Origin of the sequence: Mesorhizobium sp. M6A.T.Ce.TU.016.01.1.1 (assembly GCF_003997065.1) — a bacterium.
Classification (GTDB): domain Bacteria; phylum Pseudomonadota; class Alphaproteobacteria; order Rhizobiales; family Rhizobiaceae; genus Mesorhizobium; species Mesorhizobium mediterraneum.
On sequence record NZ_RZTJ01000032.1, the window covers coordinates 1 to 16338 of the forward strand.

The following is a 16338-nucleotide window of genomic DNA, read 5'->3' on the forward strand; positions in this document are numbered from 1 at the left end:
TCGTCTCATCCGACGCCGCCAGACCGTCCGCCAGACTCAACTGACCCAAAACACGATCCGCCATCCCGAATCTCCCTGCTCCAACCTTCACCACAGAATCACCGTTCGGCTTCTGTGCAAAGGTCTCACAAGGGGAGAAGGGAGAGCGCTGGCATTCCGCGCTTCGGCCAATCTCGAATGTCCGCGATTTGCGTGACGATGGTGCTGGACGGAGCGCCAAGGCTGGGTAATCTCGCCCCATGCCGCATCAGCCCGTTGCTCCGACCAAACGTCGTTTCGCCCGCTCGATGCGCCGCGAGCCAACGGAGGCGGAGGACCGCCTGTGGCACGAACTGCGCGGGCGCAGGCTCGATCGCATCAAATTCCGGCGTCAGGTTCCTGTCGGCAAATTCATCGCCGATTTCATTTGCGCCGATCGTCGAGATCGACGGCTGCCAGCACGCGGATTCGGACTATGATCGGGAGCGAGCAGCCGAATTGAAGGCGAGGGGCTTTCGCGTGCTGCGCTTCTGGAACGACAACGTGCTGCGGGATTTGAACGCCGTCTGCGACACCATCATCGCTTATGTCCGCGATGAGAGTTTGCAGCCGTGGCGGTAGCGCGGTCTTGCCTTCTCCCCCTGTGGGAGAAGGTGGATTGGCGCGCAGCGCCAAGACGGAAGAGGGGTGTTGGCCGGAGTGCTGTCAGCGTCAAGTTGGAGCACCCCTCATCCGACCGAGCTTCGCTCGGCCACCTTCTCCCACAAGGGGAGAAGGGAGAGCGCGGCTTTTACGCCTCTACATATTCCGCCAGGCTGACGCCTTTGGGCACATCCAGCCCATCGGCACGCAAGCCTTCGATATGAAAGCGTATCGCGTCACGAATTTCGGTTTCCACTTCAGGCACCGTCGCACCGGTCGCGATGCAGCCGGGTAGGTCCGGCACGTAAGCGGAAAAATTGTTTCCAGCTTTTTCGATCACCACCGCGTAACGCATGTCATCACTCTATTGGTCGATGTCTGAAATGTCGGACTTGACGCGATATCCCTTTTTCTGAGCCTCTTTCAGAAAATCTATCACCACTCTTGGAGGACGGCGCTTCTCTCCCGAAGCCTTTCGCTTTGCTGCTTGAACTCTCTCGAACGCAATCTCAGCCGCCTGCAAACTCACTTGAAAGCGATCAGAGATCTCTTCAGGATCGTTTGCATCCCAGGCTAGTTTAGTGGGTATCAGAAAGTACGAGGCGAATATATTCGCCTCACTTTCCTCTGTTCGTTCTTTAAAAGTCACATATACGCCTTTGTCGGGATTTCGGCGGCGCCGACCTTCGTGGCCGAGAAAATAGTGGCCAAGTTCATGAGCAATGGTGAACCTCGCTCGGGGTCGGCCGGCCTTGATATCATTAAGCACACTCTCTCGAGCGACGAGTGTGCCCGTCTCGTCATCCATCGTCGCTTCGTTATCACCCAACTCATCATCAAGAGCACAACGAAATGAAAAGCGTTTTGCGTTTTGTTGAAGCCTTTCGAGCGCGCAATGCATATCAAATGCGAAAACATTGTCCATGTTTAGCTTCTCACGAACAAAATTGGCTCGTTTTTCGATAGTTTCTACCGACAAGTCAGACATATTTGTCACCGCCAGTTCAATATCAAAAAGTACTAAACGTCGCTGCCTGTCTGTTTCCGATCGACTGGAATCGGCCACCTCGCAGGTTAGCAAGAGCTAAATGATTTGTGCTTCGGGGTCTAGAGGAAAATCAATATGTAGAAGGAAATTTAAATTCAGCACCACATGTAGTGCGTTCCTTTCGAGGATGGTCATGTGCGGCACTGCTGTGACAGGACAGTAGCCCATGTTCCATGCTCATGGATCGGCCCGGTCGAGCGGCCGGGCCGAGGTCTTCCGAGACTCCTATTTTCTTTTCCCACCTTTGTTAGGCGCTTGTGTAAGCGCCGATGCGGCAACGGATTTGACCGCTTTTGGTGTGCTCGGGTTACTCAGAAGCTTGGAAGCTTTAGAGGCAACCGGTTGCGAGGTACGTTCGTTACGAGCCATTTTGATCTCCGATCGTTGGCTATATGGCCTCAGCTACCTCGACTTAGAGCCCCGACTCCCCATATAATGTCCTTGCTACAGGAGAGGGGATTTCGGTCTCTTCGCCCCGCGTGAGCTTAGGCTATTCGCGGTATCCAAAGCCGGCCCGCGCGGGTCGGCTTTGGTGTTTTTCAGGTGTAGCGCATAAAGCTTCCTTTATGTGTTTTCTCGTTTTGTTCTACTTTGTACTTTCGGCCCGATCTTGCGACCGGGCCGTTGCGTTCTAGCGCTGCAGATTGTCCTCAGCTGCACCCGCTCGTAGCCCCACAAGTATCGCACTTCTCACAAGTCCCGTTTCGCACCATCGTAAAATTCTGGCACTCGGAGCAGGAATTGCCGGTGTAGCCCTGGAGCAGCGATTTGGCGCGGCGGTCGGCGGCTAGCTTCTTCGCCTCGGCCGCCTCGAGGGCTGCGGCGTCGGTGAACAGCGCCGCCGTGGCGTCTGAAGCCTCGGCAGCAGCGCCCGCTGCCTCCTCGAAGGCGATGTCCTCGATCAGCTCCTTTGCCCGCTCCTCGAAGTCGCGCTTGTAGGCGGTGGCTTCGTCGCTGGCCGGCTTCAGCGCCAGCACGTTGGAGCCGGAGAACGCCGTCGGCGCGGAGCGGGCACTGGTCGAGCCCGAACCGGCAAAACCCTTCGGATCGTTGCCGCTCACCCTCGACACCAGTTTCACCGGCGAGGCACCGCGGGTCAGGCCCTTGGAAACGGCGTCGGTCTTGCCTTCGCTGATGCCGCGGCCAAGTGCGGTGTTGGAGAAGTCCGACTGGTCGACATGGGCGAGGTCGTTGCGGCCGAGATAGGAGATGGCGAGCTCGCGGAACACGTAGTCGAGGATCGACGTCGCGCTCTTGATGGCGTCGTTGCCCTGCACCATGCCGGCCGGCTCGAACTTGGTGAAGGTGAAGGCGTGGACATATTCGTCGAGCGGCACGCCATATTGCAGGCCGAGCGAGATGGCGATGGCGAAATTGTTGAGAAGGCCGCGCAGGGTCGCGCCCTCCTTGTTCATGTCGATGAAGATCTCGCCGAGACGGCCATCGTCATATTCGCCGGTGCGCAGGAAGATGGTGTTGCCGCCGATCTTGGCCTTCTGCGTGTAGCCCTTGCGGCGAGACGGCAGCTTCTCCTGCTCGCGCGAGACGCGCTCGATGATGCGCTCGACGATCCGCTCGGTGATCTGTGCCGCGCGTGCCGCCGCCGGTGCCGCGATCAGCTGCTCGACGGCATCGTCCTCGTCGTCTTCGACGTCGGCAAGCAGCGAGGCATTGAGCGGCTGGGAGAGCTTCGAGCCGTCGCGATAGAGCGCATTGGCCTTCAGCGCCAGCTTCCACGACAGCATGTAGGCGCCCTTGGCGTCTTCCACCGTCGCGTCGTTCGGCATGTTGATGGTCTTGGAAATGGCGCCGGAGATGAAGGGCTGGGCCGCCGCCATCATCTGGATGTGGCTGTTGATCGACAGCGAGCGCTTGCCGATCTTGCCGCATGGGCTGGCGCAGTCGAACACGGGCAAATGTTCTGCCTTCAGGAACGGCGCGCCTTCCAGCGTCATCGCACCGCAGACATGGATGTTGGCGGCCTCGATGTCCTTCTTCGAGAAGCCAAGCGCCGGCAGCATCTCGAACGAGAAATCGTTGAGCTGCTCGTCGGTGAAGCCAAACGTCTCCTTCACCCAGTCCGCACCCAGCGTCCACTGGTTGAAGACGAACTTGATGTCGAAGGCCGACTTCAACGCTGCGTTAAGTGCCGCGATCTTGTCGTCGGTAAAACCCTTGGCCTTGAGCGAGCCGGGATTGACGGCAGGCGCCTGGTTCAGATTGCCGTGGCCGACCGCATAGGCTTCGATCTCGGCGATCTGGCTTTCCGAATAGCCGAGCGTGCGCAACGCTTCAGGGACGGCGCGGTTGATGATCTTGAAATAGCCGCCGCCGGCCAGCTTCTTGAACTTCACCAGCGCGAAGTCGGGCTCGATGCCGGTGGTGTCGCAATCCATCACCAGGCCGATCGTGCCGGTCGGTGCGATCACCGTCGCCTGCGCATTGCGGTAGCCATGCTCCTCGCCGAGCTCGATGGCGCGGTCCCAGGCAGCCCTGGCGTGGGCGGCAAGCTCCGGCTGCTTCAGGTCGGAGGCGACCAGCGGCACCGGATTGACGGCGAGCTTCTCGTAGCCGTCTTTGTCTCCGTAAGCAGCACGGCGATGGTTGCGCATGACGCGCAGCATGTTCTGCGCATTGCGGTCGTAATCGGGGAAGGCGCCGAGCTCGGCGGCCATTTCGGCCGAGGTGGCATAGGCCGTGCCGGTCATGATTGCCGTGAGTGCTGCGCAGATGGCGCGGCCCTCGTCGGAATCATAGGGAATGCCCGAGGTCATCAGCAGGCCGCCGATATTGGCGTAGCCGAGGCCGAGCGTGCGGTATTCGTAGGAGAGCTTGGCGATCTCCTTCGACGGGAACTGCGCCATCATGACGGAAATTTCCAGCACCATGGTCCACAGCCGAACCGTATGCTCGTAGGCTGATATGTCGATGGTGCCGTCGGCGTTGCGGTAGGGCAGCAGGTTGATCGAGGCCAGGTTGCAGGCGGTGTCGTCGAGGAACATGTATTCCGAGCACGGGTTGGACGCCCGGATCGCACCGGCCGAGGCGCAGGTGTGCCAGTCATTCATCGTCGTGTTGAAGTGGAGGCCCGGATCGGCCGAAGCCCAGGCGGCATAGCCGATCTTTTCCCACAGATCCCTGGCCTTCAGCGTCTTCAGCACCTTGCCGTCCTTGCGTGCGGTGAGGTGCCAGTCGGCGTCCTCTTCGACGGCGCGCAGGAAATCGTCCTTCAGCGAGACCGAATTGTTGGAGTTCTGGCCCGAAACGGTGAGGTAGGCATCCGAATCCCAGTCGGTGTCGTAGGTCTTGAACGACATCGAGGTGTAGCCCTGCTTGGCGAATTGGATGACGCGATAGATGTAGTTCTCCGGCACCCCGTCCTTCTTGGCCAGCTTGATCTCGCGCTTCAGCGCGGTGTTGATCGCCGGGTCGAAGCAATCGTCGTCCTGGCCTTCACAATTGATGCAGGCCTTCATGATCGCTTCGAGGTGCTTCTTCACGATCTTGGAGCCGGTGACCAGCGAGGCGACCTTCTGCTCCTCATTGACCTTCCAGTCGATGAATTCCTCGATATCGGGATGGTCGGCGTCGACGATGACCATCTTTGCGGCGCGGCGCGTCGTGCCGCCCGACTTGATGGCGCCCGCCGCGCGGTCGCCGATCTTCAGGAAGCTCATCAGGCCGGACGAGCGGCCGCCGCCGGACAGTTTTTCGCCCTCGCCGCGCAGGAACGAGAAGTTGGAGCCGGTGCCGGAGCCGTATTTGAACAGGCGCGCTTCACGCACCCACAGGTCCATGATGCCGCCTTCGTTGACGAGATCGTCCTGCACGCCCTGGATGAAGCAGGCATGCGGCTGCGGATGCTCGTAGGAAGACTTCGACTTGGTCAGCTTGCCGGTGAACGGGTCGACATAGAAGTGGCCCTGGCTGGGGCCGTCGATGCCGTAGGCCCAGTGCAGGCCGGTGTTGAACCATTGCGGCGAGTTCGGCGCGACGCGCTGGGTGGCCAGCATATAGGCGAGCTCATCGCGGAAGGCGCGCGCGTCTTCCTCCGACTTGAAATAGCCGCCCTTCCAGCCCCAATAGGTCCAGGTGCCGGCGAGGCGGTCGAAGACCTGGCGGGCGTCGATCTCGGAGCCGTAGCGCTCGGCCTCGGGCAGTTTTGCCAGTTCGGCCCCGTCGGCGACGGAGCGCCACAGGAAGGAGGGGACGTCATTCTCCTCGACCTTCTTCAGCCGCGCGGGCACGCCAGCCTTGCGGAAATATTTCTGCGCCAGGATGTCGGCGGCAACCTGGCTGAACTGCGCCGGCACATCGATATTGTCCAAGCGGAACACCACCGAGCCATCCGGATTCTTGATCTCCGAAAGCGCCTTGCGGAATTCGATCTCCGCATAAGCCGACTGCCCCTGCTTGGTGAAACGACGCTCGATGCGCATTGGTCCTATCCTTTGTGTCTACATATAGCGCTTTTCCCAGGGGATTTCTGCCCCTTTCTGAAACGCGCATGTCCGCCGTCTGCCGGCGTTCGAAAACGGCCGGCTCCTTTTCACAGCCTCCGCCCGCCCTGTTGGTCGAACTCCTTGCGAAGTAGCCGTCCAACGCGCCGACGAACCCTGCGGATCCCTCAAGACTGAAACTTTTTTGCGACTCCCTCAATCGAGGGAACTTCACACTATCTAGCGTCGAACCTACCTGCAAACACTAAATATAGTGTTAACAGACAATTTATTCCAGTCCGACATTTTTCCCTTTCGCCCCCAAAGACCCCACAATCGCAACGCTTCCGCCAGCCTCGTAACCAGGCGGAAATGCGGCCAAAACGCACATAATCCGGGAAAAAGACCGGGCTCAGAACTTTCCGGTCGCGCTCTCAACAGGAGCGCATGGCCTATAAAAGGCGACTCGTTTTGCGCCGTCAAGGATTCGTTTGCGTAGCTTTTATGACCCCAACATCTTGTGTGTCACACATGTGGATAACGGGGATAGAAAGTGGCGCGGAGGGTTTCGATTTTTACCCGCGCAATGCGCGGGTGGCGCGACCAGGTCTCGTTCAGGAGAATTGGTGCGGGTCGGCACAGAAATAGGCGATGATCTGGCAAAGGTCCGGCTCGTTGACCATGCGCACTGCCTCGGCGGGGCTGACCCATTTGCGGGTGCGCGAGCGCTTTTCCTTCCACCGGTCGGCGATCTTGTCGACCTGCAGCGGAAATACCAGGACTTCGCAAGGCACTTCCTCGCCTGAAGACAATGCCTTGGCATAGAAGTAGCGGCCGGCTTCGTGGTGGGAGATCGTGCCGCGCAGTCCGGCTTCCTCGCCGGCCTCGCGTGCCGCCGCTTCGCAAAGCAGTTCCTTCGCCTCAGGCCAGCCCTTGGGAAGCACCCAGCGGCCGGTATCGCGGCTGGTGATCAGCATGATCTCGATGCCATGCTTGGTATCGCGCCAGGGCAGTGCTGCAACCTGCAGGCGGCACGGCGCTGTGCCGAAGAGCCGCTGGACCCTTTCGGCCAAATGGTTGTGCGTTGCTGGCGTCGTCAACATCGGAGAAGCTTGCCCCAGCCTCCAGAATCATCTGCCGTCTCGTGAATCTTACGGCTAATCATGGGCAATAAAAGTAAAAAACCTCATACGCACTGGTTAACCACGCCAAGAGGCGTCGATTCAGGAAATATCGTGCGCCGCGGCATGCTTTCAAGAAGTGGTCGCCGGCAAGAAGTGCTCGCCTGGCTGTTCCAGGAGAAAAGGCAGTTGCCGCGAATCAGCCGACGTGGTCGTCGGCGATCGGCTTCTGGTAGGTGAAGCCCATGTCCCACGGAAAATAGATCCAGGTGTCCTGGCTGACCTCGGTGACGAAGGTGTCGACCAGCGGCCTGCCTTTCGGCTTGGCATAGACGGTGGCGAAATGCGCCTTGGGCATCATGGCGCGCACGATGCCTGCGGTCTTGCCGGTGTCTGTGAGGTCGTCGATGATCAGCACGCCGGCGCCGTCATCGGCGAGCAGCGCCGGCGTGACCTCCTTCAGCACCTGCAGCTGCCCCTGGCTGGCGTAGTCGTGATAGGAGGCGACGCAAACCGTCTCGATGACCCGGATGCCGAGTTCACGCGAGATGATGGCGGCCGGAACCAGGCCGCCGCGTGTGATGCAGACGATCGCTTTCCATTGGCCTTTGTTGGCGCCGGCAAGCCGCCAGGCGAGCGCACGCGCGTCGCGGTGGAACTGATCCCAGGAGACTGGAAAGGCCTTTTCGGGAAGGGACATTTTTCTGCGCACTCCGCAGCGCGCGAGATCGCGCGCAGACACTTGAGGGAATGCGCGCGGAATTAACTGGATAGCCTAGGTGTTGGCAAGTGGCGCAACCTCCAGTCCGATCGGCACAGCCACTTCCGGCGTCAGCACAGAAGTCGCGGCCGCGATCGCCCGCTTCACATCCTGCTCGCTGGTGCGCCAGTTAACCACGCTGACGCGCATGGCGCGAAGGTTGCGCCAGGTCGTGCCGGAGAAGAAGGCTTCGCCAGTGGCATTGATTTTTTGAATCGTTTCGTCGGTAAAAGCATCGTTTTCCGCAGGTGAAGCGCCAGGCCGAGTGAACCTGAGCAGCCCTTGATTGAGCGTTGGCCTTGCAAGGATCTCGGCGCCCGGCAGTTCGCCGATCCCCTCGACGATGCTGGCGCAATGCGCGCAGCAGCGATCAACCAAAGCCTCCATGCCGCTGCGGCCGAGTTGCTTGAGGGCAGCATAGGCGGGAACGCCACGCGCGCGGCGAGAGTATTCCGGGTTCCAGTCTGACTGGTCCCGCGCAATTGTGGTCGGCGCGACATAGGATGCGCTCGATGTCATGGCAGTGCGATGTGCTTCCCGGTCCGCGACGATGGCGATACCGCAATCGAAAGGAACGTTCAGCCATTTGTGGCCGTCGGTCGCCCAGCTATCCGCCAGTTCCACGCCGTCCAGCAGGTGGCGGTACGTTCGGCTGGCGCGTGCGAATAGGCCGAAGGCACCGTCGATGTGAACCCAGGCGCCGGCTGAATGCGCCATCGATATCAACTCCCTGAACGCGTCACAGGCGCCGATGTTCAAGTCGGCGGCATTCAGCACCAGCATGGTCGGTGTGGAACTGTCGGAAAGCGCGCCGTCGAGAACCGCAGGAGAGACGCGTCCATCCCCGTCCGTTTTCAACTGATCAATAGCCTTGCGGCCGATCCCCAGAAAGCGCACCGCGCGGTCTACGGTGACGTGTCGCTGGTCGCTCGTCAGCACCCTGATCCCCGGCGCGCCAATCAGCCCGTCCTCTTCCACGTTCCAGCCGACGCGCCTCAGCAGCGCCGCGCGTGCAGCCGCAAGGCTGGTCATATGCGCCATTTGGCAACCGCTGGTGAACGCAAAAGAGGCGTCTCGCGGCAGGTCGAGCAACTCCTTGATCCATTCGCCGGCTGTTTCCTCGATCACGGCGGAGGCCGGACTGGAGGCATAGACGGTCGCGTTCTGATCCCAGGTGGTTACCAGCCAGTCGGCCGCCAGTGCGGATTCCAGGCCGCCGCCAATCACCCAGGCAAAGAAGCGTCCGCCTGCGCTGCCATGCATCCCGGGGCCGGCATCCCTGGCAAGTGCTTGAACCACTTCCTCTGCACTGCTGCCTTCGTATGGCAGTGGGCCGGCAAAAGACCGTTTGAGATCCATAAGACTGGCCGTTGCAGCCACCGAACGTTCATCCAATCCGTCGATCCAGGCTCGTGCTGCACGGTAGGCAAGATCTAGCGCCGTGTTCATTGAGTGGGTTCCTCAAGCGGTGTATTTGCCCATGCCCAGACGCAGCTAGCCGGTCACCATGCCGGCTGTGCAATTGGTTTTACTCAGTTTGGCCAAGGCTGATTGCTCCGACAAACGAAAAGGACTTACACTCGACATCAACGAAATTGGCGAATTGGGGCTTGCCACTCATGCCGAACCACGCACGCTTTGGGCCGGATTCGGGCGTTCTGTTGGGGCTGGACAACTCTCTCCTGCGTACTCTGATGGCGGTTGTCGACACAGGCAGCTTCGTCGGTGCTGCCCGAACAGTGCACCGGACGCCATCTGCCATCAGCATGCAAATGAAACGGCTTGAAACGCAGATCAGACAGCCGATCTTTGTGCATCAAGGGCGCTCGATAATGTTGACGCCAGCAGGTGAAGCGCTTCTGACCTACGCGCGGCGCGCTCTTGGAATCGCCGAAGAGGCGATAGTGCGATTCAATCGCCTGTCGCAGGGACGCGCTGTGCGGCTGGGAATGACGGACGAATATGCAGTTGCGTTCCTTCCCTCGGTTCTCGCCAGCTATACAGCGGCCTATCCGTTGGTGGAGATCAGCGTGACGTGTCGCACAAGCAGCACGATGTCGCGGATGCTGGATGAGGGCGAACTGGATGTCGCACTGGTGACGGCTGGCGCGACGGGTCGAACTGGATCGCCCGACACGGCCATCCATAGAGATCGGCTTGTGTGGGCAGGCCTTGCGCATGGAACCGCCCATCTCCGTCGTCCGCTGGCTGTCGCCGCAGGTCCAGCGAGTTGCATTTGGCGGAAGTCAGCCATCGACGCGCTCGACGCAGCCGGCATCTCTTATCAGATCGCTTGTACAAGTGAGAATCTCGCGGGCCAGCTTGCGTTGGTGGTGGCGGGGCTGGCAGTCGCGCCGTTACCGATTGCAACCTTATCGGGAGAACTGGTGCCGTTTGGGCCTGAGCAAGGCCTTCCGTCGATTGGTTACTATGACGTGGCCTTGCGGCGCAGCCCTCATGCGCCCGATGACCTGACTTCCACCGTCGTTGACCATGTCGGGGCGTATTTCGCCGCGCGCCAGAGTTCTTGATCTACGCTTCTTACCGCGACAGGAAAGCTGCCACCGGCACCGTGCGCAGCACCGTGCGCGTGACCCCGCCGAACAGAAGCTGGCGCAGCCAGGAATGGCTGTAGGCGCCAAGCACGAGCAGGTCGGCGCCGGTTTCGGCAATCCTGGTCTGGATCACGTCGTCGACCGAATGGCCGCCCGATTGCAGCACCGAGACGCTGACCGTGGCGCCATGTCTGGACAGGGCGGCGGCGATTTCGGCGCCGGCCGCCTCGGGAGCCGCGTCAAGCGTATCCGGCGGGTCGATGACGACAATATCCGTCTTCTCGGCCTCGATGATGAAGGGCAGGGCGTCGAAGGCGGCCCGCGCGGCTTCCTTGCTGCCGTTCCAGGCGAGCAGCACATGCTTGAAGCTGGTGACGAGCGGGCCCGAATGGGGCACGACCAGCACCGGCCGGCCGGCGTCGTAGACCAGCGTGTCGACGTCGGCGCTCGGATCGCCGCCGGACTCGCGCTGCGCGGCGATGATCAGATCCGCGGTGCGAACGGTTGGGATGCCGGTCAGCGCGCTATCTCCGGAAAAGCTCTCGAGGCTGCGCCACTCGAAAGACAGGCCGGAATCTTCGATATGCCTGAGGAAAACCGCCCGCAATTTTTCAGCACGCTCCTTGTTCATGTCGGCTGAAACCTGCAGGAACTCGGTGTCGGGAAAGCCGGTGGCCGAGGTGTAGGGGACGGGAAGCGCTTCGGCATGAATGCCGATGAGATGGCTCTGGAACTTATCGGCAAGCGGAATGGCGCATTCGAGCACGCGCTCCGCATCCTGTTCGTTCTGCAGTATGGCGACGATGGTCTTGAATCGCATGGTAATCCCTCATTTTACGGCGATCGAAACTCGCCCGCGAGAAACGTTACAGCACCATGCTTGGTTCCGGCCTAATGCATGTCGCCCAAAAGCATGCCCTCGGGCGTGAACCGAGGGTGCGCAGCGGTTTTGGGATAACGACATGCATAAAAACAAGAACCTAAAGAGCGTCGCATGGATCCTCTCAGACGCGACGCGCTATAGATCAACTGACCGCGCTGGCGAGGCCTGCGACCATCGCCTCGACATCGGCGCGGGCGGCGTCCAGCGCTTCCTGGCTGCGGGCACGCACGACCAGCTCCGTCCAGAACTTGCCGTCGCCATATTTCGGATAGGACCCGATGATTGTATCCGGATGCGCCTTCTGAATGTCGCCCAGCGGTCCGCCGACCAGCCCTTCGCCGAACGGACAGTGCACCGTGGCCGACAGCATAATTGTGCCGGCCTTCAGCGTCGGCACCACATTGTCGAGCATCGCCTGGAAAATCGACGGCACGCCGGCCATGACATGGACGTTGCCAATACGAAAGCCCGGCGCGATGGACACAGGATTGTCGATATGGTCGGCACCGCGCGGCATCCGCGCCATGCGCTTGCGCGCCTCGGTGTATTCGATGCCGCGCGCGGCGTAGCTCGCTTCCAGCATGGCATAGGCTTTGGCGTCGTATTCGCAGGGCACGCCGAAGGCCTTGGAGATCGCGTCCGCGGTGATGTCGTCATGCGTGGGGCCGATGCCGCCGGTCGTGAAGACATAGGTGTAGCGGGCACGCACGGCATTCACCGCGGCGATGATCTCGTCTTCCTCGTCGGGAACGATGCGCACCTCCTTCAGGTCGATGCCGATCGCCGTCATGATATCGGCGAGGTGGCCGATATTCTTGTCCTTGGTGCGGCCGGACAGAATCTCGTCGCCGATGACGAGCATGGCGGCGGTGACGATTTCGGGCATGGGAGGCTCCGGCAAAAGGTCACCTGAGGCAGACAGGATCGCCTCAGGTAGAGAGGGTCGCCTGAGATAGCGCGGCGGATGGCCGGCGGCAATGCCGTCCGAACGACGGATCCACCTGTGCCATCTCCCTTGAGCGCGCGTTCGCAGGCTGATCTCGACAGGCGGGCACGTCGCCGATCTCGCGTTGCTCAAAACTGCCGAAGCATCCCAAACCTCTTCACGCACTGGTCACAAAAAGGTGTCGAAGCTTGCGCGCCTTAACGACCTTTTCATCGGAACTTCGAGCCGGCTGATGGATTCTTTGGCGGTCGCACGAAGTCGACATCTGCAACCACATGGAATGGAGTAGTCTCTTTATGCTTACCAAAATTCTCGCAGCCTCGGTCTTCACGATTGGCCTCGCCACGTCCGCAATGGCGCAATCGTCGGATGTTTTATCCAATAGCCCAGCTCCCACGAACCCAGTTCCCACCAACGAAGAGCGGATGACCGCTGATCCCAGCGCCACCGGCAGCATCAATGGCGACGCCTCGGGTCTGAACATCCAGGGCAACCCCGGCCCGGTTGGACCTTGCGCCTCAAACTCGCCAGGACCCGACGCCAACGCCCGAATGAACGTCAACGATCAGTACTGCGGCAAGTAATCAGCCCACGACCGGACCGGCCGGCAGGATGCTCTTCAACGGGCATCCGCGGCCGCCGGGACCGAGGCAGCGCGCTATTCCTTCACCGCGCCAGTCATCGACGAAACGTAGTGCTCGACAAAGAACGAATAGAGCACGACCACCGGCAGGGAGCCGATCAGCGCTCCGGCCATCAGCGCTCCCCACTCATAGACGTCGGAGCGGACAAGCTCCGTGAGCACCCCGACCGGCACAGTCTTGTTTTCGGACGACTGGATGAACGTCAGGGCGTAGATGAATTCGTTCCATGACAGGGTGAATGCGAATATCCCGGCCGAAATCAGTCCGGGCACCGACAGCGGCAGCACGATCTTGGTGAGGATCTGCCACCGGCTCGCCCCGTCAATGAGCGCGCATTCTTCCAGTTCGAACGGGATGGAGCGGAAGTAGCCCATCAGCAGCCACGTGCAGAAGGGCACCAAGAAGGTCGGGTAGGTGAGGATGAGCGCGAAGGGCGTGTCGTAAAGCCCAAGGTTGAACACCATCACCGACAGCGGGATGAACAGGATCGAGGGCGGCACGAGATAGGCGAGGAAGACCGCGAGGCCGACCTGCCGCGCCCCTGAAAACCGCAGCCGCTCGATCGCATAGGCCGCGAACACCGCAGCCAGGAGCGACAGGAAGGTGGCGGCGGTGGAGATGATGATCGTGTTGAGCAGCCAGCCCGGATAGGACGTGTCGAACAAGAGATAGCGGATGTGCTCCAAGGTCGGGTGCACGACCCAGAACGGGTTGAAATTGGCGTAGTCGGTCATCTCGAGATTGGGCTTAACCGCCGTGATCGTCATCCAGTAGAACGGGAACAGCAGCACGATCACGAACACCAGCAACGGCAGATAGACCGTCACCACGCGCCGCGGCAGGCTCTGAAGGTAGCCCATGCCGCCTTCGTCGAGTTCCGGACGTTTCGTCTTCTTGGTCGTGGCCATGTCAGTCTCCGCCGCCCTGCTGCCATTTGCGGCGTTGCAAGCCGAAATAGCTGAACAGGATCGCCGCCAGCAGGAACGGGATCATGGCGACCGCAATCGCGGCGCCCTCGCCAAGCTGGCCGCCCGAAATGCCGCGTTGAAAGGACAGTGTCGCCATCAGATGGGTGGCATTCACCGGTCCGCCACGGGTCAGCACGTAGATCAGCTGGAAATCGGTGAAGGTGAACAGCACCGAAAACGTCATGGTGATGGCGATGATCGGCGTCAGCAGCGGCAGCGTCACAAAGCGGAACAATTGCCAGCGGCTGGCGCCATCGAGCGTGGCGGCCTCGTAAAGCGACTGGGGAATCGTCTGCAGGCCGGCAAGCAGCGTGATGGCGACGAACGGAATGCCGCGCCACACATTGGCCGCGATAACCGAAGCGCGCGCGTTCTCCGGATCGCCGAGGAAATTGATGCGATGGTCGATCAGGCCCATTTCCATAAGTGCCCAGGACAGGATGGAGAACTGCGAATCGTAGATCCACCAGAAGGCGATGGCCGACAGCACCGTCGGGACCACCCACGGCAGCAGGACGATGGCGCGGAAGAACGATTTGAAGGGAAGGTTTTGATTGAGAATAAGCGCCAGCCAGAGGCCAAGCGCGAACTTCAGGATCGAGGCGCTTATCGTGTAGAGCAAGGTGTTGAAGACGGAGAGCCAGAAGACGGCGTCATCCCACAGATATTGATAGTTTTCGGTGCCTATGAAGATACCGGGGCGGCCGATGCGGGCATCGGTGAAGCCGAGCCAGACGCCGAGCCCGAGCGGATAGGTCAGGAAGACCAGCAGCAGCGCTGCCGCCGGCAGCATGAAGCCGAAGCCAAGCGCGTTCCGGCTGTCGGCCAAGAGCGACAGGCTCCGCGACAGGATCGACGGACGCGGCTGAACGGCAGCGGACGACACGGCCATGGGACGGCTCCTCATAAGGTCTGGTGGCATGGTGGCCTGAGTGGCCGCCACGCGATTTCAGGAACCAGACCGGGCAGCGCGGTTGCGCTGCCCGGCTCGGCTGTGATCAAACGCGATAGTACCGGTTTGCGCGCTTCTCCGCCTCTTCCATCGCCTCCTGGGCCGTCGCCTGGCCCGTCACGGCCTTGGCGAACATGTCCACCAGGACATAGTCGGCCATGGTCGCCGCCGAGGCATAGCCGAGCGGCCCGGCATAGCCATTGGGACGCAGCGTCGCCGAGGCCTTGGCGTAAGCGGCATTGTTCGGGTCGGCCGTCCACACCGGATTGTTGTCGAAGGCTTTGAGCGTCTGGCAGCAGTAGCCGGCCGAGGAGGTGATCCACTCCGCCATTTGCTGCTCCTCGAACATGAACTGCAGATAGGCTTTGGCCGCGTTGGGGTAGGGTGTGTAGTCGAAGATCACGGCCGTGGTCACCTGGAACAACTCGACCGATTTTCCGACCGGACCGATCGGCAGGCTGGTCGTGCGCATGTCCTTGGCGATTTCAGCCAGTTTCGGATCATTGTCCTTGTTGGTCTTGGCCGTGTTATACACGGAAATGCCATTGGCGATGACGCCCAGTTCGCCGGCCAGGAAGGCGCGGTTGTTGTTCACGTCGAGCCAGCTTTCGGTGCCGGGGATGAATGTCTTGTAGAGTTCCTGCGCGTATTCGATCGCCTTGAGGGTCTCGGGGCTGTTGATCGCCACCTTTCCGCTCTCGTCGACCATCTGGCCGCCGTGGCTCCACAGCAGCCAGTGAGCGTAGTTGTTGCCGTCGCCAACGCCATGGCCGTGCGTGAAGCCGGCCGGATGTCCCTTCGCCTGCAAGGCCTTGCAAAGCTCGAGGAAGCCTGCAGTGTCCTTCGGAAACTCAGAGAAGCCGGCCTCCTTCACCCAGCTTTCCCGATAGACGATGGCATTGCCGATGGTGGCGAGGGGCAGGCCGAGGAATTTTCCTTCCCGCGTCGCATATTGCTTTGGTCCGTCGTGCCAGCCGCCGTATTTCGAGCCCAGATACTCACCCAGTTCCGTGACGTCGTGCAGCTTGTCGGGGTACTGGTGCGGGTCGTCGAACCAGACCAACATGAGATCTGGACCGGAGCCGACATTGGCGGCGACCGCCGCCTTGGGGCGAATGTCCTCCCAGCTTTCCTTGTCGACGCGGACCTCCACACCTGTCGCCTCGGTGAACCGCTTGGTGTTGGCCAGCCATTGATCCTCATCGCCCTGCACGAAGGGCGACCAACGCAACATCCGCAGCTTCGCGCCGTCTTCGGGCTTGTACGTCAACTCCTCCTGGGCAAAGGCGGCAGAGCCGACGAACCGGCTTCCCAAGGCTCCCGCCGCCACGCCGGCGGTCGTGCGGATCACGTCACGTCTGGTGAATTTCATGCTCGTTTCCTCCTGTTATTCGTTGCCGT

General features: G+C 60.9%; 13 protein-coding genes and 1 pseudogene. 3 read left to right on the plus strand and 11 right to left on the minus strand.

The window, feature by feature from the left end; genetic code table 11:
• Positions 1-239: 239 nt before the first annotated feature.
• A pseudogene (locus EOC94_RS30835) lies at positions 240-600 on the plus strand (endonuclease domain-containing protein).
• Between the two features lie 169 nt (positions 601-769).
• Here EOC94_RS30835 and EOC94_RS30840 read toward each other — a convergent pair.
• The 6 genes from EOC94_RS30840 to EOC94_RS30865 form a co-directional block, all read right to left on the minus strand.
• Positions 770-976, minus strand: a complete 207-nt coding sequence (locus tag EOC94_RS30840; RefSeq protein WP_024504399.1) for a type II toxin-antitoxin system HicB family antitoxin — start codon at positions 974-976, stop codon at positions 770-772.
• A 9-nt stretch (positions 977-985) separates the two neighbouring features.
• Positions 986-1609: an ImmA/IrrE family metallo-endopeptidase gene (locus EOC94_RS30845; protein WP_148128444.1), complete on the minus strand. Its 624-nt coding sequence runs from the start codon at positions 1607-1609 to the stop codon at positions 986-988.
• Positions 1610-2319: 710 nt separating this feature from the next.
• Positions 2320-6108: a vitamin B12-dependent ribonucleotide reductase gene (locus EOC94_RS30850; protein WP_127295287.1), complete on the minus strand. Its 3789-nt coding sequence runs from the start codon at positions 6106-6108 to the stop codon at positions 2320-2322.
• A gap of 614 nt (positions 6109-6722) precedes the next feature.
• Complete coding sequence (locus EOC94_RS30855; protein WP_126106778.1) at positions 6723-7211, minus strand: NUDIX hydrolase; 489 nt, start codon at positions 7209-7211, stop codon at positions 6723-6725.
• A gap of 217 nt (positions 7212-7428) precedes the next feature.
• The gene (gene gpt, locus EOC94_RS30860; RefSeq protein ID WP_029353723.1) at positions 7429-7929 is read right to left on the minus strand and encodes a xanthine phosphoribosyltransferase; all 501 of its coding nucleotides are present in this window, start codon (positions 7927-7929) and stop codon (positions 7429-7431) included.
• A gap of 75 nt (positions 7930-8004) precedes the next feature.
• Positions 8005-9438 (minus strand): pyridoxal-dependent decarboxylase, encoded by a 1434-nt coding sequence (locus tag EOC94_RS30865; RefSeq protein ID WP_127295289.1) that lies wholly within the window; start codon positions 9436-9438, stop codon positions 8005-8007.
• 170 nt (positions 9439-9608) lie between these two features.
• Between EOC94_RS30865 and EOC94_RS30870 the strand changes: the two genes are divergently transcribed.
• Positions 9609-10520: a LysR substrate-binding domain-containing protein gene (locus EOC94_RS30870; RefSeq protein WP_127206297.1), complete on the plus strand. Its 912-nt coding sequence runs from the start codon at positions 9609-9611 to the stop codon at positions 10518-10520.
• Positions 10521-10530: 10 nt separating this feature from the next.
• On the opposite strand, the gene EOC94_RS30875 is transcribed toward EOC94_RS30870, so the two are convergent.
• Complete coding sequence (locus tag EOC94_RS30875; RefSeq protein WP_095489530.1) at positions 10531-11364, minus strand: universal stress protein; 834 nt, start codon at positions 11362-11364, stop codon at positions 10531-10533.
• Between the two features lie 205 nt (positions 11365-11569).
• Positions 11570-12313: a competence/damage-inducible protein A gene (locus tag EOC94_RS30880; protein ID WP_127295291.1), complete on the minus strand. Its 744-nt coding sequence runs from the start codon at positions 12311-12313 to the stop codon at positions 11570-11572.
• A gap of 356 nt (positions 12314-12669) precedes the next feature.
• Here EOC94_RS30880 and EOC94_RS30885 point away from each other — a divergent pair, with 356 nt between their 5' ends.
• Entirely contained in the window at positions 12670-12957 is a 288-nt protein-coding gene (locus tag EOC94_RS30885) for a hypothetical protein (protein ID WP_126106774.1), read from the plus strand.
• Between the two features lie 74 nt (positions 12958-13031).
• On the opposite strand, the gene EOC94_RS30890 is transcribed toward EOC94_RS30885, so the two are convergent.
• From EOC94_RS30890 to EOC94_RS30900, 3 genes are all read right to left on the minus strand, one after another.
• Positions 13032-13925 (minus strand): carbohydrate ABC transporter permease, encoded by an 894-nt coding sequence (locus tag EOC94_RS30890; protein WP_095489528.1) that lies wholly within the window; start codon positions 13923-13925, stop codon positions 13032-13034.
• A gap of 1 nt (position 13926) precedes the next feature.
• On the minus strand, positions 13927-14877 hold the full coding sequence (locus tag EOC94_RS30895; protein ID WP_095489527.1) for a sugar ABC transporter permease: 951 nt from the start codon (positions 14875-14877) through the stop codon (positions 13927-13929).
• A 106-nt stretch (positions 14878-14983) separates the two neighbouring features.
• Positions 14984-16309 (minus strand): ABC transporter substrate-binding protein, encoded by a 1326-nt coding sequence (locus EOC94_RS30900; RefSeq protein ID WP_095489526.1) that lies wholly within the window; start codon positions 16307-16309, stop codon positions 14984-14986.
• Positions 16310-16338 lie beyond the last annotated feature (29 nt).